Origin of the sequence: Streptomyces sp. NPDC007901, assembly GCF_042959465.1 — a bacterium.
Taxonomy (GTDB): domain Bacteria; phylum Actinomycetota; class Actinomycetes; order Streptomycetales; family Streptomycetaceae; genus Streptomyces.
The window spans coordinates 230,422-255,335 of sequence record NZ_JBIBKW010000007.1 but is presented as its reverse complement, the minus strand read 5'-3'; the positions used below and the strand labels follow the sequence as shown (position 1 = coordinate 255,335).

The following is a 24,914-nucleotide window of genomic DNA, read 5'->3' as shown; positions in this document are numbered from 1 at the left end:
ATGGCAGGCTTGGACCCATGCGCCGACGACCGCCCGCCCTTCTCGCCGGGCTCCTGCTCACGGGTGCCCTCGCCCTCGCACCCGCCGCCTCCGCCTCCGCGGCGGACGGCACCGGCGACCAGGGGTTCACGATCACGGACCCGCGCATCACCGAGTCCAGCGGTCTCGCCGCCTCCCATCTGCACCCCGGCATCTACTGGACGCACAACGACAGCGACGACGGGCCGTACATCTACGCCATCGACAGCGCGACCGGGAAGACGGTGGCCACCGTCACCCTCAGCGGGATCGGAAAGCCCCGGGACGTCGAGGCCATCTCCATCGGCCCCGACAACCAGATCTACGTCGGCGACATCGGCGACAACCTCGACGGCAGCTGGCCGTACGTGTGGATCTACCAGCTGCCCGAGCCGAAGAAACTCGTCGACCAGACCGTCCGGGCCACGCAGTACGTCGTCAAGTACTCCAACGGCGCCCGCAACGCCGAGTCGCTGATCGTGCACCCCAAGACCGGGCGCGTGTACATCATCGACAAGAAGGAGGACGGCGGGCATCTGTACGAGGGCCCGGCCACGCTCTCCTCGTCGGGTACGAACATCTTCAAGCCGGTCGCCACGGTCGACCTCTGGGCCACCGACGCCGCCTTCTCGCCCGACGGCAAGCAGCTCGCCGTACGCGGCTACTTCGGCGGGATCTACTACGACTGGAACGGCGGCGACATCAAGCGTGAGGGGCGGCTCGACGTGCCGCTGCAGAAGCAGGGCGAGTCGGTCAGCTACTCCGCCGACGGGACCAAGTTGATGTACGGCAGCGAGGGCTCCGACAGCCCGGTGCAGGCCGAGGACGTGCCGGGGGGCGGCTCCGCCAAGTCGCCGTCGGGCAGCGGGAGCTCGGCCGCGGGCGGCGACGGCGGCGGTACGGCGACCGGTCAGGTCAAGGTCGGCGGCGCCATCGCCGTGGGCGCCGTCGTGCTCGCCTTCCTCGGGCTGCGGCGGCTGCGCCGCCCGTCCGCCCGCCGGCACTGAGCGGTACCGAGCCGGGGCCGGGCGTCACCCGTCCGGCTCACCGGCGGGGCGGTGGCACGGCGGTGCGCGCAGGCTGGGAAGCGTCCCGCGGGACGGGGGCGGCAACAGAACCGGGTCCCGCCTCACGGAATGGGAGCGCCCATGCCCCACACCGCCCTCCGCCTGGCCAGAAAGGCCGGCCTGCTCACGGCCGCCCTGGGCCTGACCGTCCCCGCGACCGCCGGCACCGCCGCCGCGGCCGAACCCACCCGGACGGTCCGGACCGCGGCCGCCGCCCTCCCGCACTTCAGCTCGGTCCGCCGGCCGTTCGAAGGCGACATCGCCGGCCCGACCGAGACGGTCCACGTCAAGGGCACCCTCGACATCTCCGTCATCACCCTGCCCAACGCGGCCGGCGGCGGCACCGCCCAGATCATCAGCAGCCTGGACGACACCACCGGCACCGGCGTCACGAGCCACGCGACCTACTACCTCGTCGGTGCCCAGCGGAACAACGTCCCCTTCTCGGCGGCGGCGACCACGACGCTCAACGTCAAGCCGACCTTCGTGCTGGTCCCGCCCACCGGGGTGCCCAGCCGGGTCCAGCCCATCACGGTCACCGTCGTCGTCACCTCCACCGGCGTGATCAACAGCATCACCGCCGCGGTCGGCTGACCCGCCGCCGCGACGACGACGTAGCAGGTCACGAACATTTGACATCCTCCCCCTCTTTCTTTTTAGAAGAGGGGGATTCCAACCCAGGTGGGTTGAGGTTCACGGGCGCTCAAGCGGCTGGTGACCGCTGTCGCCCCTCCGGCACCGGCTGTCCGCCGGGGGCGGGGGATCCCGCCCTGTCCTGCCGCGACGTTGATGCTTGCGTTCTCATCCGCGTTACAGGTGAACCCGCAGGACACGCAGACGAAGTCGGCTTGGCTCTTGCGCGACTTCTTCTCGATCCACCCGCAGGCACTGCACCGCAGACTCGTGTACGGCGCGGGAACGTCCTCGACCCGGCCCGGAGCTTTCTGTTCCGTGCGCCGCCTCAGCAGGCCCCAGCCCTGAGCGAGGATGCTCCGGTTGAGCCCGGCCTTCTGCCGGACGTTCCTGCCCGGCTGCTCGATGGTTCCCTTCGCCGAGCGGGTCATGTTCTTGATGTTCAGCTTCTCGAACCGGATCACCTCGTAGGCCCGGGCGAGCATGGTGCTGGTCTTCTCGCACCAGTCCTTGCGCCGGTTCGCCTCGCGGGCCTTGAGTCCGGCGACCCTGGCGTATGCGGCGACCTTGAGTGGGCTGTCCTTCGGGGCCCGGGCTGCACGGCGCTCGTGCTTGCGGATCTGTGCCCGCTCCTTGACCGTGAGCTGCGGGCAGTTCAGCTTTCGTCCGTCCGACAGGGCCGCCGTGATGGTCACGCCCCGGTCGATACCGATGACTTCGCCCGTGCCGGGCGCGGGCGTTGGCTCGGGGATGACCGCGAAGGCCGCGTGCCACTGACCGTTGCGGTAGGTGACCCGGAATGTCTTCGCGGCGGGAAGCTGCGCGCCCTTGCCCTTGGCGCTGAGACGGAAGCGGACCCAGCCGCAGCCGGGCACCTTGACCTGCGCCCACCGCCGGTTGAGCTTCCGCACGACCACCGAGCGGCCCATGACCTGCTTACCGGTCTTCTGGTTCAGCTTCGGGCTGCCGTCCGGCTCGTACTCGGGTACGCGGTCGGTGCCGATGACCCGAAATCCTTCGTGCACGTGCTTTCTGCGCCAGGTCGGCTCACCAAAGCCTGAGGTGAAGCGGGCGTTCTTGGCCTTGGCGAAGTCCTTCAGAGCCTGCTGCTGCACGTCCGCGTTCCCGGCGGCCAGCCACTCGTTTTCCTGTCGGGCTTCGGTGAGTTGGCGGCACTGCTCCGCAAAACCGGGCGCGGACTTGCGGCCTGGCTTCCAGTACGCGTGCTGCTCGACAGCCAGATTCCAGACGTACCGGGCGTGCGCACAGTGCAGGAGCATCTGCTCCGCCTGCGCGGGCGTCGGGTACATCCGGAAGCGTGACATGCCGCGAACCTAGCCACCACGTTCCCCGCCCGCGCACGCAATCGATCAAACTCACCCGAGTGGGTGACCTGGCCGCCGTCGCCTTCAGACGGTGACCCGGATGAACGCTGCGCTCAACGGGAAGATACCGGTGGGGGTGGGCGAGCTCCGAGTTCGGCGGCGCCTGGGGTGGTGGTTTGCCGGGCGTGAACTGTACGGCGATGTGAGGTGACGCGAAAAGAAGGGCGCCCGGTGCCTGTTCGTGCACCGGGCGCCCCTGTGTCGTCGTATGCGTTACAGCTTCTCGATCACGTAGTCGATGCACTTCGTCAGCGCCTCGACGTCCGCCGGGTCGATCGCCGGGAACATGGCGACCCGGAGCTGGTTGCGGCCGAGCTTGCGGTAGGGCTCGGTGTCGACGATGCCGTTGGCGCGCAGCACCTTGGCGACGGCGGCCGCGTCGATCTCGTCGGCGAAGTCGATCGTGCCGATGACCTGCGAGCGCTTGGCCGGGTCCGAGACGAACGGGGTGGCGTACTTCGACTCCTCCGCCCAGGTGTACAGGCGGGTCGAGGAGTCCTTGGTGCGGCCGGTGGAGAAGGCGAGGCCGCCCTGGCCGTTGAGCCACTCCAGCTGCTGGTTGAGCAGGAAGAGGGTGGCGAGGGCCGGGGTGTTGTACGTCTGGTTCTTGCGGGAGTTGTCGATCGCCGTGGGGAGCGAGAAGAACTCCGGGATGTGGCGGCCGGACGCGTGGACGCGCTCCGCGCGCTCGATGGCGGCCGGGGAGAAGACGCCGATCCACAGGCCGCCGTCGGAGGCGAAGGACTTCTGCGGGGCGAAGTAGTAGACGTCGGTCTCGGCGATGTCGACCGGGAGACCGCCGGCGCCGGAGGTGGCGTCCACGAGGACGAGCGCGCCCTCGTCGGCGCCCGCGACCCGCTTGATCGGCATGGCGACACCGGTCGAGGTCTCGTTGTGGGTGAACGCGTAGACGTCCACGCCGGCCTCGGCCTGCGGCTCCGGGTGGGTGCCCGGGTCGGAGGCGATGACGGTGGGCTCGGCCAGCCAGGGGGCGAGCTTGGCGGCCTTGGCGAACTTGGACGAGAACTCACCGAAGTTCAGGTGCTGCGACTTGCCGTCGATCAGACCGTGGGTGGCGACGTCCCAGAAGGCGGTGGAGCCGCCGTTGCCGAGGATGACCTCGTAGCCGTCCGGGAGGGAGAACAGGGAGCTGATGCCCTCGCGGACCTGGCCGACCAGGTTCTTGACCGGGGCCTGGCGGTGGGAGGTGCCCATCAGAGACGTTCCGGTCGCGGCGAGCGCGTCCAGCGCCTCGGTACGCACCTTGGAGGGGCCAGCGCCGAAGCGTCCGTCGGCGGGCTTGATGTCAGCGGGGATCTCGATGTCAGCCACGGGGGGAGCGTAGCCGGTGGGGGAAACGTGGTCGAAATGTAGTCCGTCGGGTGAGACGGGCGCGGGGCCGGTGTGAGACGGGGCGGTGGCCCGTGTGGGACGGGGTGGTGCCGCCGTGCCCCGGGCTGCCCCGGGCGCCGGTGCCGGGCCGGTGGGTGGCCGACGGCGACCAGCGGGAATCCCCCGAAGGGAGCTGTCCCCGGCTGCGCCCAGCTGTCTCCGGCTGTCACCGGCGCGCGTCGGGTGTCGTGCGCCGTTATGCGGTCGTCATGCGGTCGCCATGCGGCCCGTCATGCGGAGGAGGGCCGCGTCGGCGGCGGTTCGGGGCCGCCCCCTCGTCACTGTCAGTGGTGGCGGGCAGACTGGGAGGCATGGTGGATGTAGAGGCGGAGCTGCGCGGGGCCGTCCGGGGCGAGGTGGGGTTCGACGTCACGTCGCGGGCGCTGGTCACGATGGACGCGTCCAACTACCGGCGGGTTCCGGTCGGGGTGGTGGCCCCCCGGGACGCGGACGACGTGGCGGCCGTACTCGAGGTCTGCCGGGCGCACGGCGTGCCGGTGGTGGCGCGCGGTGGCGGCACGTCGATTGCCGGGCAGGCCACGGGCACCGGCGTGGTGCTGGACTTCACCCGCCACATGAACCGTGTGCTCGACCTCGACGCGGCCACCCGTACGGCCGTCGTCCAGCCGGGCCTGGTCCTGGACCGCCTCCAGGAGGCCGCCGCCCCGCACGGTCTGCGCTTCGGCCCCGACCCCGCCACCCACAGCCGCTGCACGCTCGGCGGGATGATCGGCAACAACTCCTGCGGCTCGCACAGCGTGGCCTGGGGTACGACGGCGGACAGCGTGCGCGAGCTCTCCGTGCTCACCGCGCGCGGGCAGCGGCTGCGGCTCGGGCAGGGCTGGGCGGGGGCCCCGGAGGGCCTGCGGGCCCTGGTGGAAGGCGACTTGGCGCGGCTGCGCACGGGCTTCCCCGACCTGCCCCGCCGTATCTCCGGCTACGCGCTGGACGCCCTGCTGCCCGAGAAGGGCGCCGACGTGGCCCGCTCCTTCTGCGGCAGCGAGGGCACCCTGGGGATCCTCACGGAGGCGGTGGTCCGTCTCGTCGAGTCCCCCCGCGCGCGTGCGCTGGCGGTGCTGGGATACGGCGACGAGGGTGCGGCGGCCGAGGCCGCGGCGGGGCTGCTGCCCTTCGGCCCGCTGACGGTGGAGGGCATGGCCGCCGACCTGGTGCCGTCCTCGGCCGGGCTGCCGCGGGGCGGCGCGTGGCTGTTCGTCGAGACGGGCGGGGAGACGGCGGCGGAGGCACGCGCGCGTGCGGAGGCGATCGTCGCGGCGGCCGACACCGTCGACGCGCTGGTCGTGACCGACCCGGCCGGGCAGCGCGCGCTCTGGCGCATCCGCGAGGACGCCTCCGGTACGGCGACCCGGATGCCGGACGGCAGCGAGGCCTGGCCCGGCTGGGAGGACTGCGCGGTGCCGCCGGCCCGACTGGGCGCGTATCTGCGGGACTTCCGAGGCCTGCTGTCGGCGCACGGCCTGCGCGGCACCCCGTACGGCCACTTCGGCGACGGCTGCATCCACGTCCGGATCGACTTCGACCTGCTCACCGAGGCGGGCGTGGCCCGCTTCCGCCGCTTCTCGGAGGAACTGGCCGACCTGGTCGTCGCCCACGGCGGTTCGCTCTCCGGGGAGCACGGCGACGGCCAGGCGCGGGCGGAACTGCTCCCGGCGATGTACGGCGCGGAGACGGTGGCGCTGTTCGAGCGGGCGAAGGGCGTATGGGACCCCGACGACCTCCTCAACCCGGGGATGCTGGTCAGGCCCGCCCCCCTCGACGCGAACCTCCGCTTCGCCGTCCTTCCCCGCGGACCGGTCGACGTGGCCTTCGGCTACCCGTCCGACGGCGGCGACTTCGCCGCGGCCGTACGGCGCTGCGTGGGCGTCGCCAAATGCCGTACGACGTCGGTCTCCGGCCCGTCCGTCATGTGCCCGTCGTTCCGGGCGACCGGCGAGGAGGAGCACTCGACCCGCGGCCGGGCCCGGCTGCTGCACGAGATGCTGGCGGGCGACCTGGTGACGGACGGCTGGCGCTCGACGGAGGTCAAAGACGCCCTCGACCTCTGCCTGTCCTGCAAGGGCTGCCGCTCGGACTGCCCGGTCGGGGTGGACATGGCGACGTACAAGGCGGAGTTCCTGCACCACCACTACGCGGACCGCCGCCGCCCCGCCGCCCACTACAGCATGGGCCGGCTGCCGGTCTGGCTGCGCCTGGTCGAGCGCACCCGCACGGCGCGGCTGGTCAACGCCCTCGCCTCGGTACGGCCGTTGGCGGCGCTCGCCCGACGCCTGGGCGGGATCGCGCCGGAGCGGACGATCCCCCGGCTGGCGACGGAGACGTTCGGCCGGTGGCAGCGGCGACGGCAGCACGAGCGGGTGCGGGGGTGGATGGCCGACATGCGGGCCGGACGCCGGCCGGACGTCCCGGCCCAGCGGGTCTTCCTCTGGCCGGACACCTTCACCGAGTACCTGTCGCCGTCCGTGGGCCGGGCGGCGGTCCGGGTGCTGGAGGCGGCCGGGGTGAGCGTCGCCGAGTTGCCCGACCGACGGTGGCAGGTGCACCTCTCGGAGGAGGGCGAGCTGCGGGGCGTCGGCATGAACCCCCGGCGCTCCCGCCGGACCCGTGCCTGCTGCGGACTGACATACCTCTCCACGGGCCAACTGGACCGCGCCCGCGCGGTGCTGCGCGACACGCTCGACCTGCTGGTGCCGTTCTTGCTGGAGCCGGGCCCGGACGACCTGGACGACCCGGATGACCGCACCGACCCCGTCGCCCCCCTGTTCGTGGTCCTGGAACCCAGCTGTGCCGCCGCCCTCCGTACGGACCTGCCGGAGCTCCTCCCGGACGATCCCCGTGCCGCTCGCCTGGCGGGCCTGGTGGTCACGTTCGCGGAGGCCCTGGAACGGCTGGCCCCCGACTGGCGGCCGCCCCGTCTGGACCGCCCGGTGACCGGCCAGACCCACTGCCACCAGCACGCGGTCCTGGGCGACGCCCCCGACCGCCGCCTCCGCGAGGCCGCGGGCCTCACCGGCGACCTGACCGGCGGCTGCTGCGGCCTGGCCGGCAACTTCGGCTTCGAGAAAGGCCACTTCGGGGTGTCGAAGGCGTGCGCGGAGGAACAGCTCCTCCCGGCGGTGCGGGACGCGGAGCCGGGCACGCTGATCCTGGCGGACGGCTTCTCCTGCCGGACCCAGCTGGAGCAGCTGGCCGGGGTGCGGGCGAGACACCTGGCGGAGGTGCTGGCGGAGGCACTGGAAGAGGGGCTGGAAGGGGAAGCCGAGTGAGCGTGGCCGAGCCGGAGCCGGAGCCGGAGCCGGAGCCGGAGCCGGAGCCGGAGCGGGAGCCGAAGCGGAAGCCGGAGCCGGAGCGGGAGCCGAAGCGGAAGCCGGAGCCGGAGCGGGAGCCGAAGCGGGAGCCGGAGCCGAAGCGGGAGCCGGAGCCGAAGCGGGAGCCGGAGCGGGAGCCGAAGCGGAAGCCGGAGCCAGAGCCGGAGCCGAAGCGGGAGCCGAAGTCGAAGTCGAAGCCGAAGCCGAAGTCGGCCGGGTCGCGGTCCTCTCCGACATCCACGGCGTGCTGCCGGCGCTGGAGGCGGTGTTGGCGGAACCGGACGTGTCCCGTGCCGACCGTGTCGTCCTCACCGGCGACATCACCGCGGGCCCGCAACCGGCCGAGGTGGTCGACGCGTTGCGCGCGCTGGGCGACCGGGTGCTGTGGCTGTCGGGGAACGCGGACCGGGAACTGGTCGAGTACCGCAGGGGCGAGCGCACCGACATCCCGGACCCGATCGGCCCGTTCGCGGCGAACGCCCTCAGGGCGGACCAGGTCGACTTCCTGGCCGGGCTCCCGAAGACCGCGACCCTCACGATCCGGGGCCTCGGCCGGGTCCTGTTCTGCCACGCCACTCCCCGTGACGACGAGGAGATCGTCCTGGTCGACTCGCCCCCGGACCGCTGGGCCGAGGTCTTCGCCGAGGTCGACCCCGGGATCGGCACGGTCGTCTGCGGCCACACCCACATGCCCTACACCCGTCTCGCCCACGGCCGCCTCGTCGTCAACCCCGGCAGCGTGGGCATGCCCTACGGCCGCCCCGGCGCCCACTGGTGCCTGCTCGGCCCCGGCACCGACCTGCGCGTCACGCCGTACGACATCCCCACGGCCACCGCCCGTCTGGTGGCCGCGTGCTCCTACCCCGGCATCGAGGAGTGGGCCGACTACTTCCTCCGGGCCCGCGCCTCGGACTCCGAGGCCCTGTCCCTCTTCAGCGCGCGGTAGCGCCCGAGCGGCTCCCGGGCATCGGCCACGAACGAGTCCCGCGCGGCCGGCGAGTCGTCGTGGTAGGGAGGGAAGATGACCGGTCGGCTGCCACTCGATGAGCAACTCGGCGTGCTGCGCGAGGTGTTGTGCCGTAACGACGTCCTCGTGGAGGTGCTGGAGCGGGGTGCGGCGCTCGGGCTGCCCGGGTGGTACGTGACGGCGGGATGCCTGTTCCAGACGGTGTGGAACGTGGTGACCGGCAGACCGGCCGGCGCCGGGATCAAGGACTACGACCTCTTCTACTTCGACGGCGACGACCTGTCGTGGGAGGCGGAGGACCGGGCGATCCGGCGGGCCCGGGAGGCGTTCGCCGGGGTGGCGGCCGAGGTCGAGGTGCGGAACGAGGCCCGGGTGCACCTCTGGTACGAGGAGAAGTTCGGGGTGCCCTGCCCGCCGTACGCGTCGACCGAGGCCGCGATCGACAGCTTCGCGGCGACCACCTGCTGCCTCGGCGTGCGGCTGGAGGAGGGCGGCCGGTGGCGGGTGTACGCGCCGCACGGGTTGTCCGACGTGTTCAACCTCGTCCTGCGGCCCAACCCGGTGCTCGCCCCGCGCTCCGTCTACGAGACCAAGGCGGCCCGCTGGCGCACGCGGTGGCCCGAGCTGACCGTGCTGGCGTGGCCCGACGGCGACTCCGCCTAGCTCCTCCCGGACCGGTTCCGACACGCCCTCGCCCACCTGCGCGGAAACGAATCCGACGGGGTTCGCGTCTGTTGTGCTTGATGCGAGTACAGACCGATCGCCGACCTGTCCAGGAGTTCCCTCTGATGACAGCAACTCTCCGCCTCCAGCCCGTCTCCCGCGCCGAGCACCTCGCCTTCGTCGGGTCCCGTCCCTCCGCCAGCCATATGCAGCTGCCGTCCTGGGGCGAGGTGAAGCCCGACTGGACGGCGGAGAGCCTGGGGTGGTTCGACGGGGAGGGGCGGATGGTCGGGGCCGGGCTGGTGCTGTTGCGGGCGCTGCCCAGGGTGCGGCGGTATCTGGCGTATCTGCCGGAGGGGCCCGTCATCGACTGGGGGGACGCGGAGCTGGAGCGGTGGCTCGATCCGCTGCTGGCGTATCTGAAGGGGCGGGGGGCGTTCGCCGTGAAGATGGGGCCGCCGGTCGTCGTACGACGATGGAGCGCGGAGGCGGTGAAGGCGGCGATCGCCGATCCCGCCGCCCGGAGGCTGCGGGACGCCGAGCCCACCTCGCAGGAGCCCCGTGCCCTGGAGCTCGCGGACCGGCTGCGCCGGATGGGGTGGCGGCAGGCGGAGCCGGGCGGGGAGGAGGGGTTCGCGGCCGGACAGCCCCGCTATGTGTTCCAGGTGCCGTTCGCCGGGCGGTCGCTGGACGCGATCCAGCGCGGGCTCAATCAGCAGTGGCGGCGCAATGTGAAGAAGGCCGAGAAGGCGGGGGTGAAGGTGGTGCGGGGCGGGTACGAGGACCTGCCCGCGTTCTACGCGCTGTACACCGAGACCGCCGAGCGCGACCGCTTCATCGCGCGCCCCCTCTCCTACTTCCAGCGCATGTGGACCGCGCTGACCGCCGAACACCCCGACCGGATGCGCCTCTACCTCGCCCACCACGAGGGCGAGGTCCTCGCCGCCGCGACCATGCTCACCGTCGGCGAGCACGTCTGGTACTCCTACGGCGCCTCCACCGTCCGCAGCCGCGAGGTCCAGCCCAACAACGCCATGCAGTGGCGGATGATGTGCGACGCCCACGAACTCGGCGCCGCCGTCTACGACTTCCGGGGCATCACCGACACCCTGGAGGAGTCCAACCACCTGCTGGGTCTGCTCCGCTTCAAGGTGGGCGCCGGCGGGGAGGCCGTGGAGTACCTCGGCGAGTGGGACTTCCCGCTCAACAAGCTGCTCCACAAGGCGTTCGACGTGTACATGGCCCGCCGCTGACGCCCGTCCGGGGCTTCGGCCGCCCCGCTTCACAAGCTGGCTCTCAGGTTCATAAGAGAACTCTCAGCTTCGGGGTCGTTATACAGCTGTTACCTAGGTACTCACAGCACCTGTTTGCCGTTCACAAGCCGACTTTGCCGTCCCTTGGGATTCGGGCCGTGTAAGTTCATCCGTGTCGGGCGGCGGGGATTGCCGAGGATGACGATCCGAAATCCCCGTACGTTGCCCAAGAGAATTCTCGTACCATCCCGCACCACTTGCACTTCGAACTCTCAAGGAGTCGGAATGAGCCTCAAGAAGCTCGCCCCGCTGCCCCCCAAGCCCAAGAAGCAGCTGCCCCCGCCGCCGCCGAAGCCCAAGAAGAAGGCTCCGAAGCCGGCTCCGAAGCCGATCCCCGGCCAGGACAACTGAGTCAGGTGTAAAAAGGACCGACGGTTCGCCGTCGGTCCTTTTTCACTCCTGGAATTCAATTAATTTCGGCGTCGGACAGTGGAGGTGGTGTGAAATGCGCGTGAAGGAGAGTGAGGGCGCAGAATACGAGTACGAAGTCGACGACTCGGAATACGAGGACGAGGACGACGACGAGTACACGCCCACCATCCCGGCCCGTGTCGCGTTCCGCCGTTTCTGGCCGCTGACCCGGGGCCTGCGCGGCTGGCTGGCGATCGTCTGGGTGTGCACGGTGATCGCCGCGCTCGCCGAGACCGAGGCCATCCTGCTCTTCAGCGACCTCACCGACCACGCCCTGCAGAAGGGCTCGCTGAGCGCCTTCTGGAGCCCGGCCGGGAAATGGCTGGCGATCGCGATCGTCGGCGCGATCGTCGCGTACGCCGGCAACTCGCTCGCCGCCTGGACCACCGAACGCTTCGTCATGCGGCTGCGCGAACACGTCTTCGACCACGTCCAGCAGCTGCCCCCGCACTTCTTCCAGCGCCACCGCCAGGGCGACCTGCTCTCCCGCCTCACCAGCGATGTCGACGCCATCGAGACCATGGTCGTCTCCGGACTCGTCGGGGCCGCGTCCGCCCTGTTCAGCGCGATCTTCTACGCGGCCGCCGCCTTCTGGCTGCGCTGGGACCTGGCCGCCGCCACCTTCGTCCTCGCCCCCCTGTTCTGGCTGGCCGCCCGCCGCTTCTCCGGCTCCATCAAGGACGTGTCCAGGGAGGGCCGGGTCGCCGACGGCGCGATCACCTCCGTCGTCGAGGAGTCCCTCGGCAACATCGTGCTCACCCAGGCGTACGACCGCCGCGACGCCGAACGCCGCCGGCTGAACGAGGAGGCGAGCGCCTGGTTCCGCGCCTCCGTCCGCTCCACCCGCCTCAACGAGGCCTACGAACAGCTCGTCGCGGTCATCGAGACCGTCTGCGTCCTCGCGGTGATCGGCATCGGCGCCTGGGAGATCTCCACCGGCCGCATGACCCTCGGCCAGCTCCTCGCCTTCTCCGCCTTCCTCGGCTACCTCTACCCGCCGGTGCGCGGCCTCGCCCAGCTCGGCCTCACCATCACCGCCGCCACGGCGGGCGCGGAGCGGCTGATCGAGATCCTCGACGTGCGGCCCTCGGTCACCGACCCCCGTCGCGGCACCGACTCCGGCCGCCCCGACGGCGCCATCGAGGTCCGCGAGGTCGGCTTCCGCTACCCCGGCGCCGACAAGACCGCCCTGGAGGGCCTCTCCTTCGCCGTCAGCCCCGGCGAACTCGTGATCATCACCGGCCCCAGCGGCGCCGGCAAGTCCACCGTCTCCAAGATGCTGCTCCGCTTCTACGACCCCGACAGCGGCGAGGTCCTCCTCGACGGCGTCCCCCTCCGCGACTTCCCGCTGGCCCGCCTGCGCGAGTACATCACCCTGCTGCCCCAGGAGACGCTCGTCCTGTACGACACCGTCCGCGCCAACATCGCCTGCGGCCGCCCCGGCGCCAGCGACCAGGCCATCGAGGACGCGGCCAAGGCCGCCGACGCGCACGACTTCATCATGAAGCTCCCCGGCGGCTACGACACCAAGGTCGACCCCAACTCGGCCCGGCTGTCCGGCGGTCAGCTCCAGCGCCTGGCCATCGCCCGCGCGATCCTGCGGGACGCCCCCGTCCTCGTCCTCGACGAACCGACCACCGGCCTGGACGCGATGGCCGCACGCAGGGTCGTCAAACCGCTGCGCCGCCTGATGACCGGCCGGACGACCATCATGATCACCCACGACCTCAACCTCGCCCCGGACGCCGACCGCATCCTCGTCGTCGACGGCGGCCGTATCGTCGAGAACGGCCGCCACGACGAACTCCTCGCCCTTGGCGGCGCCTACTCCCGGCTGCACCGCTCCCAGAACAGCGCGATCATGGACACCGGCGAACTGCGGCTGCCGCTGTTCGTGCAACAGGGCGGCCCGGCACCGGCACCTGCGGCAGAGGCCGTGGGGGTGGGAGTGGGGGCGCCCCAGGGCGACGGGTACGCCTACCAGCAGCCGTACGGGAACATGTACGACTACAACGTGTACGCGGCCGCGGGGCTATGGCCGCAGCCCGTGTACGAGGCCCACATACAGGCCGCTTACGGGGCCGATGTGCCCACCACACTCCCCGACGGCCGCCCCCTGTTCCGCGACGAGGAGTCCTGGCCCGGCATCTGAGCGCGGGCCCGGACGTCCCACGCGGACGGGCCGCCACTGTGGTGAGTGCCCGTCACATGAACCTTGTTACACACCTATTGCACAATGAATCTTCAAGGATTCTCCACTTGGTTCGTAGGCTGCGTAGGTCAACAGGCCCGGCCGAGAGTAGTGATCCCGGCGGGCCTCTCGCGATCCCTGGGGGGACTCACATGCGTATACGCGTTGCGACCACCGTTCTTTCCGGCGCCGTCGTGCTGGCCGCGCTCGCCGTTCCGGTGGCCGCTCAGGCGGCGGAGCGTCCGGGTGCGGCGACGGAGCTCGGCGCCTTCGCCCGTTCCGCCTCCGCCACCGGCGCCCACTCCGGCTCCGTCTCCGCGAAGACCGTCCGCCCGAAGGACGCGCTGGGGAACATCAGCTTCTCCAAGGGTGTCGTCAACGGCGGCAAGGACATCGTCCTCGGCACCACCACCAAGAAGTCCGTCACCGCCACCTACACCGCCACCAGCGACAACGGCGTCGTGGTCACGGAGGCCTTCCTCTGGCAGGGCACCGACCCCTCCAGCACGGACACCATCACCGGAGCCCTGGGTACCGACGACGACCCGGTCTGCACCGAGTCCACCACCCAGACCGGCGTCTACAGCTGCAAGGCCGTCTTCAACATCGACGCGGCCGTCGACATGCCGAACAACGGCGCCGCCGGCACCTGGAAGCTCGCCCTCGGCGGCTACGACCTCTCCGCGAACGCCAGCTTCGACGACAACGTCAGCACCGGCAAGATCAAGAAGGCGTCCAAGCTGACGGTCAACGCCACCCCGGAGCCGGTGAAGAAGGGCAAGACCATCACCGTCACCGGCAAGCTGACGCGCGCCAACTGGAACACCGGCACGTACGCCGGCTACTCGGGCCAGAAGGTGCAGCTGCAGTACCGCAAGAAGGGCAGCAGCACCTACACCACCCTCAAGACCATCACCACGGGCACCGGTGGCGCCCTCAAGACCACCACCAAGGCCACGGCCGACGGCTACTACCGCTTCTCCTTCGCGACCAACGCGACCACCGGCGCCGCCACGGCGACCGGCGACTACGTCGACGTCAAGTAGCCCTCCGCGGCGCCGGGCCCGGCGGCGAAACGGTTCATCGCCGGGCTCCACGCCACCGTGACCTGCGGAAACAAGGCGGCAGGGGCGGGTGGCGGCCAACGTGGTTCCGGGGCGATTGCAGGACAGTTCCATAAGGGGTTCACGCGCCTGACGAAGTCCATTACCCTGGACTGAACAGTGCACCGCAATGAACGACGAATCCCTGGACCGCCCGTGACCGCCCCCAGCACCTCACAGCCGACGCCCACGTCCACGCCCGCCGCCGTGTCCGGGCCCGCCGCCGCGGGCGCCCCGGGACGGTTCGGCTCGTTCGGTCCCGTCGGCCTGGTGCTGGCCGGCGGGATCTCCGTGCAGTTCGGTGCCGCCCTCGCGGTGACCCTGATGCCCAGGGCCGGTGCCCTCGGCGTGGTGACCCTGCGGCTGTTCGCCGCCGCCGCGGTGCTGCTCGTCGTCTGCCGGCCCCGGCTGCGCGCCCACTCCCGCACCGACTGGGGCACGGTCGTCGTCTTCGGCATCACCATGGGCGCGATGAACGGCCTCTTCTACGAGGCCGTCGACCGCATCCCGCTGGGCACCGCCGTCACCCTCGAGGTCCTCGGCCCGCTGGCCCTCTCCGTGGTGGCCTCCCGGCGCGTCATCAACCTGCTCTGGGCGGGACTGGCACTGGCCGGTGTCTTCCTCCTCGGCGGCGGAGGGTTCGGCGACCTCGACCCCATAGGTGTCGTCCTCGCCCTGGGGGCCGGCGCCATGTGGGCCACCTACATCATCTTCAGCGCCCGTACGGGCCGCCGCTTCCCGCAGGCCGACGGTCTCGCACTGGCCATGGCGGTCGCGGCACTGCTCTTCCTGCCGCTGGGTATCGCCGAGGCCGGCACCAAGTTGCTGGACCCGACCACCCTCGCCCTCGGCTCCTCGGTCGCGGTCCTCTCCTCCGTGCTGCCCTACACCCTCGAACTGCTCGCCCTGCGGCGGCTGCCCGCCCACACCTTCGCCGTCCTGATGAGCCTGGAACCGGCCATCGCCGCCACCGCCGGCTTCCTCATCCTCGACCAGGCCCTGACCGCCACCGAGGCGGCCGCCATCGCCCTCGTCATCGCGGCGAGCATCGGCGCGGTCCGCACCCAGGTGGGCCGCGGACGGACGCCTGCGGGCGGCCCGCAGGCGGAGCCGGTACCGGTGAGGGGCGCCCAGCCGGAGCAGGTGGCCGGGGCGCGGCCGGAGCCGATGGCGAGCGCTCAGCCGGAGGGGAACGGCAGCGCGTCCTGATAGCCGTTGGACGGCCGCTGGATCTTCTTCGTGGTCCGGGCGTCCAGGGCGATTGGCGCGGACTTCGTGCCCAGCTTCCCGCCCGGATGCCAGTTCCCGGTGACGGACACCCAGGTGTTGGCGGGCGGGATGCTGTCGCTGTAGATCCGGACCTTCACGGACTGCGCGTCGGCCGCGCAGCAGGAGATGATGATCCGCGTCAGGTCCCAGCTGCCGCCCCCGGCGACCGGCGTGACCAGACCGCTCATCTGCACCGTGCGCCCCTTGATGGCGAGCGTGCGGTCCTGCTGCACCCGGGTGGTGAAGTCCGTGAGCGTGATGGGCAGCGGCGAGGTCTTCGGCAGCGGATCGAAGTCGTCCTGCTCCGCCACCACCTTGGCGGGCTGCCGGGAGGCGGTGTACGCGCCGAGCGCCGGCGGGGCGTAGAAGAGCAGGCTCAGCGCCGGGAGCAGCAGCAGCCAGGCGACGCGGGGGACGGCGGAGTGGTCATGGCCGGCATGTGCGTCCGGCCCATGGTGCTGCCCGGTTTCGGTGTGTGGTCCGGCACCATGTGCGTGGCCACCATGTGCCTGGCCCCCATGCCTCCCGTGCCCCTTACTCCCCTCCCGTGTCGCCGCCTCCGCGATGCCCAGCACCAGCAGCACCAGCCCGGACACGATCAGCAGCGGGCGCATCCCGGGCTTGACGTAGCGCAGGCACAGGTCGGTGAAGAGCGAGGCGTGCAGCAGGCCCAGACCGCAGAGGACCAGCAGGGTCACCTGGAGCGGACGTCTCACAGCAGCACTCCTCCGACCAGCACACTGCACAGGACCGCGACGACCGTGGTGGCGGCCGAGAAGCGGGCCGCGAAGGCCCGGCCGAACGTGCCCGCCTGCAACGCGATCAGCTTGAGGTCGACCATGGGTCCGACCACCATGAACGCCAGCCGGGCGGTGGGCGAGAAACCGGTCAGCGAGGACGCCACGAACGCGTCCGCCTCCGAACACACCGCCAGGATGATCGCGAGCGCCGCCAGGAACAGCACCGACAGCCAGGGGGAACCGGCGAAGGTGTCCAGCACCGAACGCGGTACCGCCACATTGAAGGTGGCCGCGGCCATGGCGCCGACCACCAGGAACCCGCCCGCCTGGAGGAAGTCGTGCTGGAAGGCGCGCCGGAACTCCGTCCAGCGGTCGTGCCCGGGCTGGTGCCCGGTGTGCCGCACCGCCGGCCGCAGCCACTCCTCCCGGCCCAGCCAGAGCCACAGCCAGCCCATCACGGCGGCGGTGACCAGCGAGGCGAGCAGCCGGGCCAGCACCATGAGGGGCGTGCCGGGGAAGGCGATGGCGGTGGCGGTCAGCACGACGGGGTTGATGGCGGGCGCCGAGAGCAGGAACGCGAACGCGGCGGCCGGGGTGACCCCACGCCCGATCAGGCTGTTCGCCACCGGCACCGACGCGCACTCGCAGCCCGGCAGCACCACCCCGGCCATCCCCGCGACCGGCACCGCCAGCGCGGGCCGCCTGGGCAGCATCCGCGTGAACACCCGCTCCGGCACGAACGCGTTGATCGCCCCGGACAGTGCCGTACCCAGCAGCAGGAACGGCGTCGCCTGCACGATCACGGCGAGACACACCGTCTGCCAGGCCTGCAGCGCGGCCTTGCTCACGCCCTGGCCGAGCAGGAAGAGCGCGGTGCCCGGGACGACGGCGGCGGCCACGAGGAGCAGCGGCCAGAAGCGGGGGAGTTCACGCACCGGCGCGTCCTCGGCCACCGGATGACCGGCCGCCGGGTGACCGGCCGACGCGGGGTCTACGACGAGCGTCGCCTCCGCCCCCGCGGCGAGTTCATCTGCGCTCCGCACGTCCCGCACGCCTCACACATCACTCCGTCGCCGAATGTTCGCATCGAACATAGGGCATCCGCACACCTGCGGGGCGCCGGGTAGTCCCAGGGGAAGTCCCTGCTTCGGGCTGCGTACGGCAAATTCATGCAAGCGTGCTTGATTGTTTCTGGTGCCGCTGCCATGCTCCTCCCCATGTCCGATCCGACGCCCGTCATCGACGACCTGCGTGAGGAGAGCGCGGAACTCGACCGGCTGGTGGCCGAGTTGGGAGCCGAGCAGTGGGCTCTCGACACCCCCGCGCCCCGCTGGACCGTCGCTCACCAGATCGCCCACCTCGCCTGGACCGACCACTCCTCGCTGCTCGCCGTCACCGACCAGGACGCCTTCGCCCGCGAGGTCGAGAAGGCGCTGACCGCTCCCGGGGACTTCGTGGACAACGGGGCGGAGGACGGGGCCGCCAAGCCCCCCGCCCGGCTGCTGGCGGACTGGCGGGCCGGGCGCGAAGCCCTGGCCGAGGCGCTGCGCGCGGCGCCCGCGCGGGCGCGTTTCCCCTGGTACGGCCCCCCTATGTCGGTCGCCTCCATGGCCACCGCCCGGTTGATGGAGACGTGGGCGCACGGCCTGGACATCGCGGACGCGCTGGGGGTGACCCGCACCCCCACCGACCGGCTCCGGCACATCGCCCGCCTCGGTGTCCGCACCCGCGACTTCGCCTTCGGCGTGCACGGACTGCCCGTGCCGTTCGAGGAGTTCCGCGTCGAACTGGCCGCCCCGTCCGGCGGGCTGTGGACGTACGGCCCCGAGGACGCCGACGACCGGGTCACCGGCCCCGCCCTGGACTTCTGCCTCCTGGTCACCCAGCGCGCCCACCGCGCCGACCTCGCCCTGCGCGCGCAGGGCCAGGACGCCGACCGCTGGCTGGACATCGCCCAGGCCTTCGCGGGCCCGCCGGGACCCGGCCGCACCCCGAAGGGCGGCACCCCGTGACCCTGCGCATAGGCAACGCCTCCGGCTTCTACGGCGACCGCTTCGACGCGCTGCGCGAGATGCTCGCCGGCGGCGAACTCGACGTCCTCACCGGCGACTACCTCGCCGAGCTGACCATGCTCATCCTGGGCCGGGACCGCCTCAAGGACCCCGGTGCCGGATACGCCCGCACCTTCCTCCGCCAGCTGGAGGACTGCCTGGGCCTCGCCCACGAGCGGGGCGTGCGGATCGTCACCAACGCCGGCGGCCTCAACCCGGCCGGCCTCGCCGACGCCGTACGGAAGCTGGCCGACCGGCTGGGCATCCCGGTGCGCGTCGCCCATGTGGAGGGCGACGACCTCACCGCCGCCCACCCCGGCAGCCTCGCCGCCCACGCCTACCTCGGCGGCTTCGGGATCGCCGAGTGCCTGCGGGCCGGCGCCGACATCGTGGTCACCGGCCGGGTCACCGACGCGGCCCTGGTCACCGGTCCCGCCGCCGCCCACTTCGGCTGGCACCCGGGGGAGTACGACCGGCTCGCGGGCGCCGTCGTCGCGGGCCACGTCCTGGAATGCGGTACCCAGGCCACCGGCGGCAACTACGCGTTCTTCGCCGCTGCGCGGGCCGCCGGCCGGGACCTCGGCCGCCCCGGCTTCCCGCTCGCCGAACTCCATGAGGACGGCAGCTGCGTCCTCACCAAACACCCCGGCACCGGCGGCCTCGTCGACGTCGGCACGGTGACCGCCCAGCTCCTCTACGAGACCGGCGGCGCCCGCTACGCCGGACCTGACGTCACCGCCCGCCTCGACACCGTGCGGCTGAGCCAGGACGGCCCCGACCGGGTGCGGATCGAGGGCGTGCGGGGCGAGGCCCCGCCCCCGACCCTCAAGGTCGGCCGCAACCGGCTGGGCGGCTTCCGCAACGAGGTCGTCTTCGTCCTCACCGGCCTCGACATCGAGGCGAAGGCGGCCCTCGTACAGGAACAGATGGGCGACGCGCTCGCGCACGCCAAGCAGGCGCCGTCGGAGATCCGCTGGCACCTCGCCCGCACCGACCGCCCCGACGCCGACACCGAGGAGACGGCCAGCGCGCTGCTCCGGCTCGTCGTACGGGACCGCGACCAGGAGGCCGTCGGCCGGGCGCTCAGCGGAGCCGCCGTGGAACTGGCACTCGCCAGCTACCCCGGCTTCCATGTGCTCGCCCCACCGGGAAAGGGCGCGCCCTATGGGGTCTTCGAGGATGTGTACGTCCCCCAGGAGGTGGTGCCCCATATGGCCGTCCTCCATGACGGGCGACGGATCCCTGTGCCGCCGGCCCAGGACACCCTCGTACTCCAGGACCTGCCCGCACCACCCCTGCCCGAGCCGCTCCCCGCGAGCCCCACACGACGGGCACCCCTGGGGCTCGTCGCCGGGGCTCGCAGCGGCGACAAGGGCGGGAACGCCAACGTCGGCGTCTGGGTGCGCTCGGACGAGGCCTGGCGCTGGCTGGCGCACACCCTGACCGTCGACACCTTCCGCGCCCTCCTCCCGGAGAGCCGGGAGCTGACCGTCACCCGCCACCTCCTCCCCGGCCTGCGCGCCCTCAACTTCACCGTCGAAGGCATCCTCGGCCAGGGGGTGGCCGCCCAACACCGCTTCGACCCCCAGGCCAAGGCCCTCGGCGAATGGCTCCGCTCCCGCCACCTGGACATCCCGGAGGCCCTGCTGTGACGGTCATCGAGACCACGCTCGACACCCACACCCCCGACTACCGGGCGAACCGCGACGCCATGCTCGCCAAGCTCACCGAGCTGGAGGCCGAGCACGCCAAGGCCCTCGCGGGCGGCGGCGAGAAGTACGTGGCACGGCACCGCAAGCGCGGCAAGCTCCTCGCCCGCGAGCGCATCGAACTCCTCCTCGACCCCGACACCCCCTTCCTGGAGCTGTCCCCGCTGGCCGCCTGGGGCAGCGACTACGCCGTCGGCGCCTCGCTCGTCACCGGCATCGGGACCGTCGCGGGCGTCGAGTGCCTGATCACCGCCAACGACCCGACCGTGCGCGGCGGCGCCAGCAACCCCTGGTCGCTGAAGAAGGCCCTGCGCGCCAACGACATCGCCCTCGCCAACCGGCTGCCCTGCATCAGCCTGGTCGAGTCCGGCGGCGCCGACCTGCCCTCCCAGAAGGAGATCTTCATCCCGGGCGGCGCCATCTTCCGCGACCTCACCCGCCTGTCGGCCGCCGGCATCCCCACCGTCGCCGTCGTCTTCGGCAACTCGACCGCCGGCGGCGCCTACATCCCCGGCATGTCCGACCACGTGATCATGGTCAAGGAACGCGCCAAGGTCTTCCTCGGCGGACCGCCCCTCGTGAAGATGGCCACCGGCGAGGAGAGCGACGACGAGTCACTGGGCGGCGCCGAGATGCACGCGCGTGTGTCGGGTCTCGCCGACTACTTCGCCGTCGACGAACCGGACGCGCTCCGCCAGGCCCGCCGGGTGGTCGCCCGCCTCAACCACCGCAAGGCGTACGCGGACCCGGCCCCGGCCGAACCACCCAAGTACGACCCGGAGGAACTGCTGGGCATCGTCCCCGGCGACCTCAAGATCCCCTTCGACCCGCGCGAGGTGATCGCCCGGCTCGTCGACGCCTCCGACTTCGACGAGTTCAAGCCGTTGTACGGGACGAGTCTCGCCACCGGCTGGGCCTCCCTGCACGGCTACCCGGTCGGCATCCTCGCCAACGCCCAGGGCGTCCTGTTCTCCGCGGAGTCCCAGAAGGCCGCCCAGTTCATCCAGCTCGCCAACCAGCGCGACATCCCCCTCCTCTTCCTCCACAACACCACCGGCTACATGGTCGGCAAGGAGTACGAGCAGGGCGGCATCATCAAGCACGGCGCGATGATGATCAACGCGGTCAGCAACAGCCGCGTCCCGCACATCTCCCTGCTCATGGGCGCCTCCTACGGCGCCGGCCACTACGGCATGTGCGGCCGCGCCTACGACCCGCGCTTCCTGTTCGCCTGGCCCAGCGCCAAGTCGGCCGTCATGGGCCCGCAGCAGCTCGCCGGCGTCCTCTCGATCGTCGCCCGCCAGTCGGCCGCCGCCAAGGGCCAGCCCTACGACGACGACGCCGACGCGGCCCTGCGCGCCATGGTCGAGCAGCAGATCGAGTCCGAGTCGCTGCCGATGTTCCTGTCCGGGCGGCTGTACGACGACGGCGTCATCGACCCGCGCGACACCCGCACCGTCCTCGGCCTTGCCCTGTCCGCCCTCCACACCGCCCCCTACGAGGGCGCGCGGGGCGGCTTCGGCGTCTTCCGGATGTGAGGGACCACGTGACCACGTCGACCACGTCGATTTCGACCCTGCTCGTCGCCAACCGCGGCGAGATCGCCTGCCGGATCTTCCGCACCTGCGCCGACCTCGGCATCAGGACCGTCGCCGTGCACTCCGACGCCGACGCGAACGCCCTCCACGCGCGCGTGGCCGACACCGCCGTACGGCTGCCGGGCGCCACGCCCGCCGACACCTACCTGCGCGGCGACCTGGTGGTGAAGGCCGCCGTGAGCGCCGGCGCGGATGCCGTGCACCCCGGGTACGGCTTCCTCTCCGAGAACGCCGACTTCGCCCGCGCCGTCCTCGACGCCGGCCTGGTCTGGATCGGACCGCCCCCGGAGGCGATCGAGGCGATGGCGTCCAAGACGCGCGCCAAGGAACTGATGGGCATCGCACCCCTCGGCGACGTCACCGAATCCGACCTGCCGGTCCTGGTGAAGGCCGCCGCCGGCGGCGGCGGGCGCGGCATGCGCGTCGTGCGCCGCCTCGACGAACTGGGCGCCGCCCTGGAGGGCGCGCGCGCCGAGGCTGCCAGCGCCTTCGGCGACGGCGAGGTCTTCGTCGAGCCCTACATCGAACAGGGCCGCCATGTGGAGGTGCAGATCCTCGCCGACACCCACGGCACGGTCTGGCCGCTCGGCACCCGCGACTGCTCACTCCAGCGCAGGCACCAGAAGGTGATCGAGGAAGCACCGGCACCCGCACTCCCCGAAGGCCTGGTGAAGGAGCTGTACGCGCTGGCCGTGCGCGCCGCGCGCTCCGTCGCGTACGTCGGCGCGGGCACCGTCGAGTTCCTCGTCGCCGACGGCAGGGCCCACTTCCTGGAGATGAACACCCGCCTCCAGGTGGAACACCCCGTCACCGAGGCCGTGTCCGGCGTCGACCTGGTCGCGGAGCAGATCCGCGTCGCCGAGGGTCACGCCCTCCCCCTCGACCCGCCCCCCGCACGCGGCCACGCGATAGAGGCCCGCCTCTACGCCGAGGACCCGGCCCGCGACTGGGCGCCCCAGACCGGCACCCTGCACCGCCTCGCCGTACCGGAGAGCGTCCGCCTCGACACCGGCTACACCGACGGCGACGAGATCGGCGTCCACTACGACGCGATGCTCGCCAAAGTCGTCGCGCACGCCCCCACCCGCGCCGAAGCGCTGCGCAAGCTGGCGCACGCGCTCGAGAACACCACCCTGCACGGCCCCACCACCAACCGCGACCTCCTCGTCCGCTCCCTGCGCCACGAGGAGTTCACCGCGGCCCGCATGGACACGGGCTTCTACGACCGCCACCTCACCGAGTTGACGGCACCCGCCCCCGACCCGCACGCCCCCCTCGCCGCGGCCCTGGCTGACGCCCACGGCCGCTCGCGCTTCGGCGGCTGGCGCAACCTCCCCTCCCAGCCCCAGACCAAGCGCTACCTGATGGCCGGCGAGGAACACGAGGTCCACTACCGCCACACCCGCGAAGGCCTCACGGCAGACGGCGTACGGGTCGTGCACGCGGGCCCGCGTCTGGTCGTACTCGAAGTGGGCGGCGTACGCCGAAAGTTCGAGGTGTCGAGATACGGCGACCAGGTCCACGTCAACAACACGACCCTCACCGTCCTGCCCCGCTTCCCCGATGCCAAGGCTCAGTTGGCACCGGGTTCGCTGCTCGCACCGATGCCGGGGACGGTCGTACGGGTGGCGGAGGGGCTGGAGGTGGGGTCGGCCGTGGAGGCAGGCCAGCCCCTCCTCTGGCTGGAGGCGATGAAGATGCAGCACCAGATCACGGCACCGGTGACGGGAACGCTGAGCGAGCTGCGAGTGGTACTCGGACAACAGGTCACGCCCGGCTCCCTATTGGCGGTAGTACAAGCGCCCCTCTAGGGGCGCGGGGCCGCATCGAATGTGCGGCTACCGCCGCGTGAGCGCGACCAGCCACACACAACCCGCACCCGAAGGAGCCACAGTGACCCCCCAAATCGAAACCGACGAACACAAGGCACTCCGCGCAGCGGTAGCCACCCTCGGCGCCAAGTACGGCCGCGACTACATCACCCGTACCATCGCCGAAGGCCGCCCCCCGACCGAACTCTGGCAAGAGGCCGGAAAACTCGGCTACCTCGGCGTCAACCTCCCGGAGGAACACGGCGGCGGAGGCGGCGGCATCACCGAACTCTCCATCGTCCTCGAAGAACTCGGCGCGGCAGGCTCCCCGCTCCTCATGCTCGTCGTCTCACCCGCCATCTGCGGCACCGTGATCTCCCGCTTCGGCACCGAGGACCAGAAGCGGACCTGGCTCCCCGGCCTCGCCGACGGCTCCCTCCTCATGGCCTTCGGCATCACCGAACCCGATGCCGGCTCCAACTCCCACCGCATCACCACCACGGCCCGCAAGGACGGCGCCGACTGGCTGCTCACCGGCCGCAAGGTCTTCATCTCCGGCGTCGACATGGCCGACGCCGTCCTGATCGTCGGCCGCACCTCGGACGCCCGCACCGGACGCCTCAAGCCCTGCCTGTTCATCGTCCCCACGGACGCGGAGGGCTTCCACAAGCACCCGATCGACATGGAACTCAACGCCGCCGAGAAGCAGTTCGAGCTGGTCCTCGACGACGTACGGCTCCCCGCGGACGCCCTCGTCGGCGACGAGGACGCCGGCCTGCTGCAACTGTTCGCCGGACTCAACCCGGAACGCATCATGACGGCCGCGTTCGCGATCGGCATGGGCCGCTACGCCCTGTCCAAAGCGATCGAGTACGCACGCGACCGCACCGTCTGGAAGACCCCCATCGGCGCCCACCAGGCCATCGCACACCCCCTCGCCCAGGCGCACATCGACCTCGAACTCGCCCGCCTGATGATGCAGAAGGCAGCACACCTGTACGACGCCGGAGACGACGTCGGCGCAGGTGAGGCCGCCAACATGGCCAAGTACGCGGCGGGGGAGGCGTGCGTCAGGGCCGTCGACCAGGCCGTGCACACCCTCGGCGGCAACGGCCTCACCCGGGAATTCGGCCTCGCCTCGTTGATAACGGCCGCGCGCGTGGCTCGTATTGCTCCGGTGAGCAGGGAGATGATTCTCAACTACGTCTCCCACCAGACCCTGGGCCTGCCCAAGTCGTACTAGGCAGCCGCGCCCGCCTTGGAGGAA

The 24,914-nt window shown here is 71.7% G+C and carries 18 protein-coding genes and 1 pseudogene; 15 read left to right on the top strand and 4 right to left on the bottom strand.

What is annotated here, in order from left to right; translation table 11 throughout:
• Positions 1 to 17 precede the first annotated feature (17 nt).
• Both ACFZDK_RS24030 and ACFZDK_RS24025 read left to right on the top strand, forming a co-directional pair.
• On the top strand, positions 18 to 1,025 hold the full coding sequence (locus ACFZDK_RS24030) for a WD40 repeat domain-containing protein (RefSeq protein ID WP_390975420.1): 1,008 nt from the start codon (positions 18 to 20) through the stop codon (positions 1,023 to 1,025).
• Positions 1,026 to 1,166: 141 nt separating this feature from the next.
• Positions 1,167 to 1,679 (top strand): hypothetical protein, encoded by a 513-nt coding sequence (locus ACFZDK_RS24025; protein ID WP_390975418.1) that lies wholly within the window; start codon positions 1,167 to 1,169, stop codon positions 1,677 to 1,679.
• 62 nt (positions 1,680 to 1,741) lie between these two features.
• Here the strand turns inward: ACFZDK_RS24025 and ACFZDK_RS24020 are convergent, their stop codons facing one another.
• Together ACFZDK_RS24020 and serC are read right to left on the bottom strand one after the other, a co-directional pair.
• Complete coding sequence (locus ACFZDK_RS24020; protein WP_390975416.1) at positions 1,742 to 3,043, bottom strand: RNA-guided endonuclease TnpB family protein; 1,302 nt, start codon at positions 3,041 to 3,043, stop codon at positions 1,742 to 1,744.
• A gap of 273 nt (positions 3,044 to 3,316) precedes the next feature.
• Positions 3,317 to 4,435, bottom strand: a complete 1,119-nt coding sequence (gene serC / locus ACFZDK_RS24015) for a phosphoserine transaminase (RefSeq protein ID WP_390975414.1) — start codon at positions 4,433 to 4,435, stop codon at positions 3,317 to 3,319.
• Positions 4,436 to 4,806: 371 nt separating this feature from the next.
• On the opposite strand from serC, the gene ACFZDK_RS24010 reads away from it, so the two are divergent.
• From ACFZDK_RS24010 to ACFZDK_RS23975, 8 genes and pseudogenes are all read left to right on the top strand, one after another.
• A complete protein-coding gene (locus ACFZDK_RS24010; RefSeq protein WP_390975413.1) occupies positions 4,807 to 7,779 on the top strand; it encodes an FAD-linked oxidase C-terminal domain-containing protein in 2,973 nt (990 codons plus the stop codon).
• Between the two features lie 253 nt (positions 7,780 to 8,032).
• Positions 8,033 to 8,767: pseudogene (locus tag ACFZDK_RS24005) on the top strand (metallophosphoesterase family protein); the annotation flags it as partial.
• Positions 8,768 to 8,842: 75 nt separating this feature from the next.
• Complete coding sequence (locus tag ACFZDK_RS24000; protein WP_390975411.1) at positions 8,843 to 9,451, top strand: nucleotidyltransferase family protein; 609 nt, start codon at positions 8,843 to 8,845, stop codon at positions 9,449 to 9,451.
• 125 nt (positions 9,452 to 9,576) lie between these two features.
• Positions 9,577 to 10,704, top strand: coding sequence for a peptidoglycan bridge formation glycyltransferase FemA/FemB family protein (locus ACFZDK_RS23995; protein ID WP_390975409.1), 1,128 nt, complete (start codon positions 9,577 to 9,579; stop codon positions 10,702 to 10,704).
• Between the two features lie 285 nt (positions 10,705 to 10,989).
• The gene (locus ACFZDK_RS23990) at positions 10,990 to 11,115 is read left to right on the top strand and encodes a hypothetical protein (RefSeq protein WP_355708931.1); all 126 of its coding nucleotides are present in this window, start codon (positions 10,990 to 10,992) and stop codon (positions 11,113 to 11,115) included.
• A gap of 94 nt (positions 11,116 to 11,209) precedes the next feature.
• Positions 11,210 to 13,327 (top strand): ABC transporter transmembrane domain-containing protein, encoded by a 2,118-nt coding sequence (locus ACFZDK_RS23985; protein ID WP_390975408.1) that lies wholly within the window; start codon positions 11,210 to 11,212, stop codon positions 13,325 to 13,327.
• A gap of 191 nt (positions 13,328 to 13,518) precedes the next feature.
• Positions 13,519 to 14,412, top strand: coding sequence for a hypothetical protein (locus tag ACFZDK_RS23980; protein WP_390975406.1), 894 nt, complete (start codon positions 13,519 to 13,521; stop codon positions 14,410 to 14,412).
• A gap of 213 nt (positions 14,413 to 14,625) precedes the next feature.
• Positions 14,626 to 15,678, top strand: coding sequence for an EamA family transporter (locus ACFZDK_RS23975; RefSeq protein ID WP_390975404.1), 1,053 nt, complete (start codon positions 14,626 to 14,628; stop codon positions 15,676 to 15,678).
• On the opposite strand, the gene ACFZDK_RS23970 is transcribed toward ACFZDK_RS23975, so the two are convergent.
• Both ACFZDK_RS23970 and ACFZDK_RS23965 read right to left on the bottom strand, forming a co-directional pair.
• On the bottom strand, positions 15,648 to 16,454 hold the full coding sequence (locus tag ACFZDK_RS23970; protein ID WP_390975402.1) for a TIGR03943 family putative permease subunit: 807 nt from the start codon (positions 16,452 to 16,454) through the stop codon (positions 15,648 to 15,650). The genes ACFZDK_RS23975 and ACFZDK_RS23970 overlap by 31 nt on opposite strands.
• A complete protein-coding gene (locus ACFZDK_RS23965; RefSeq protein ID WP_390975900.1) occupies positions 16,451 to 17,431 on the bottom strand; it encodes a permease in 981 nt (326 codons plus the stop codon). The genes ACFZDK_RS23970 and ACFZDK_RS23965 overlap by 4 nt, the downstream gene beginning before the upstream one ends.
• Positions 17,432 to 17,695: 264 nt before the next feature.
• Here ACFZDK_RS23965 and ACFZDK_RS23960 point away from each other — a divergent pair, with 264 nt between their 5' ends.
• From ACFZDK_RS23960 to ACFZDK_RS23940, 5 genes are all read left to right on the top strand, one after another.
• Complete coding sequence (locus ACFZDK_RS23960; RefSeq protein WP_390975400.1) at positions 17,696 to 18,490, top strand: TIGR03084 family metal-binding protein; 795 nt, start codon at positions 17,696 to 17,698, stop codon at positions 18,488 to 18,490.
• Entirely contained in the window at positions 18,487 to 20,181 is a 1,695-nt protein-coding gene (locus ACFZDK_RS23955) for an acyclic terpene utilization AtuA family protein (protein ID WP_390975398.1), read from the top strand. Before ACFZDK_RS23960 ends, ACFZDK_RS23955 begins: the two co-directional genes overlap by 4 nt.
• Positions 20,178 to 21,776 (top strand): carboxyl transferase domain-containing protein, encoded by a 1,599-nt coding sequence (locus ACFZDK_RS23950; RefSeq protein ID WP_390975396.1) that lies wholly within the window; start codon positions 20,178 to 20,180, stop codon positions 21,774 to 21,776. The genes ACFZDK_RS23955 and ACFZDK_RS23950 overlap by 4 nt, the downstream gene beginning before the upstream one ends.
• Before the next feature lie 8 nt (positions 21,777 to 21,784).
• A complete protein-coding gene (locus tag ACFZDK_RS23945; protein ID WP_390975394.1) occupies positions 21,785 to 23,647 on the top strand; it encodes a biotin carboxylase N-terminal domain-containing protein in 1,863 nt (620 codons plus the stop codon).
• Between the two features lie 82 nt (positions 23,648 to 23,729).
• Complete coding sequence (locus tag ACFZDK_RS23940; protein WP_390975392.1) at positions 23,730 to 24,890, top strand: acyl-CoA dehydrogenase family protein; 1,161 nt, start codon at positions 23,730 to 23,732, stop codon at positions 24,888 to 24,890.
• The last annotated feature ends 24 nt before the right edge of the window (positions 24,891 to 24,914 follow it).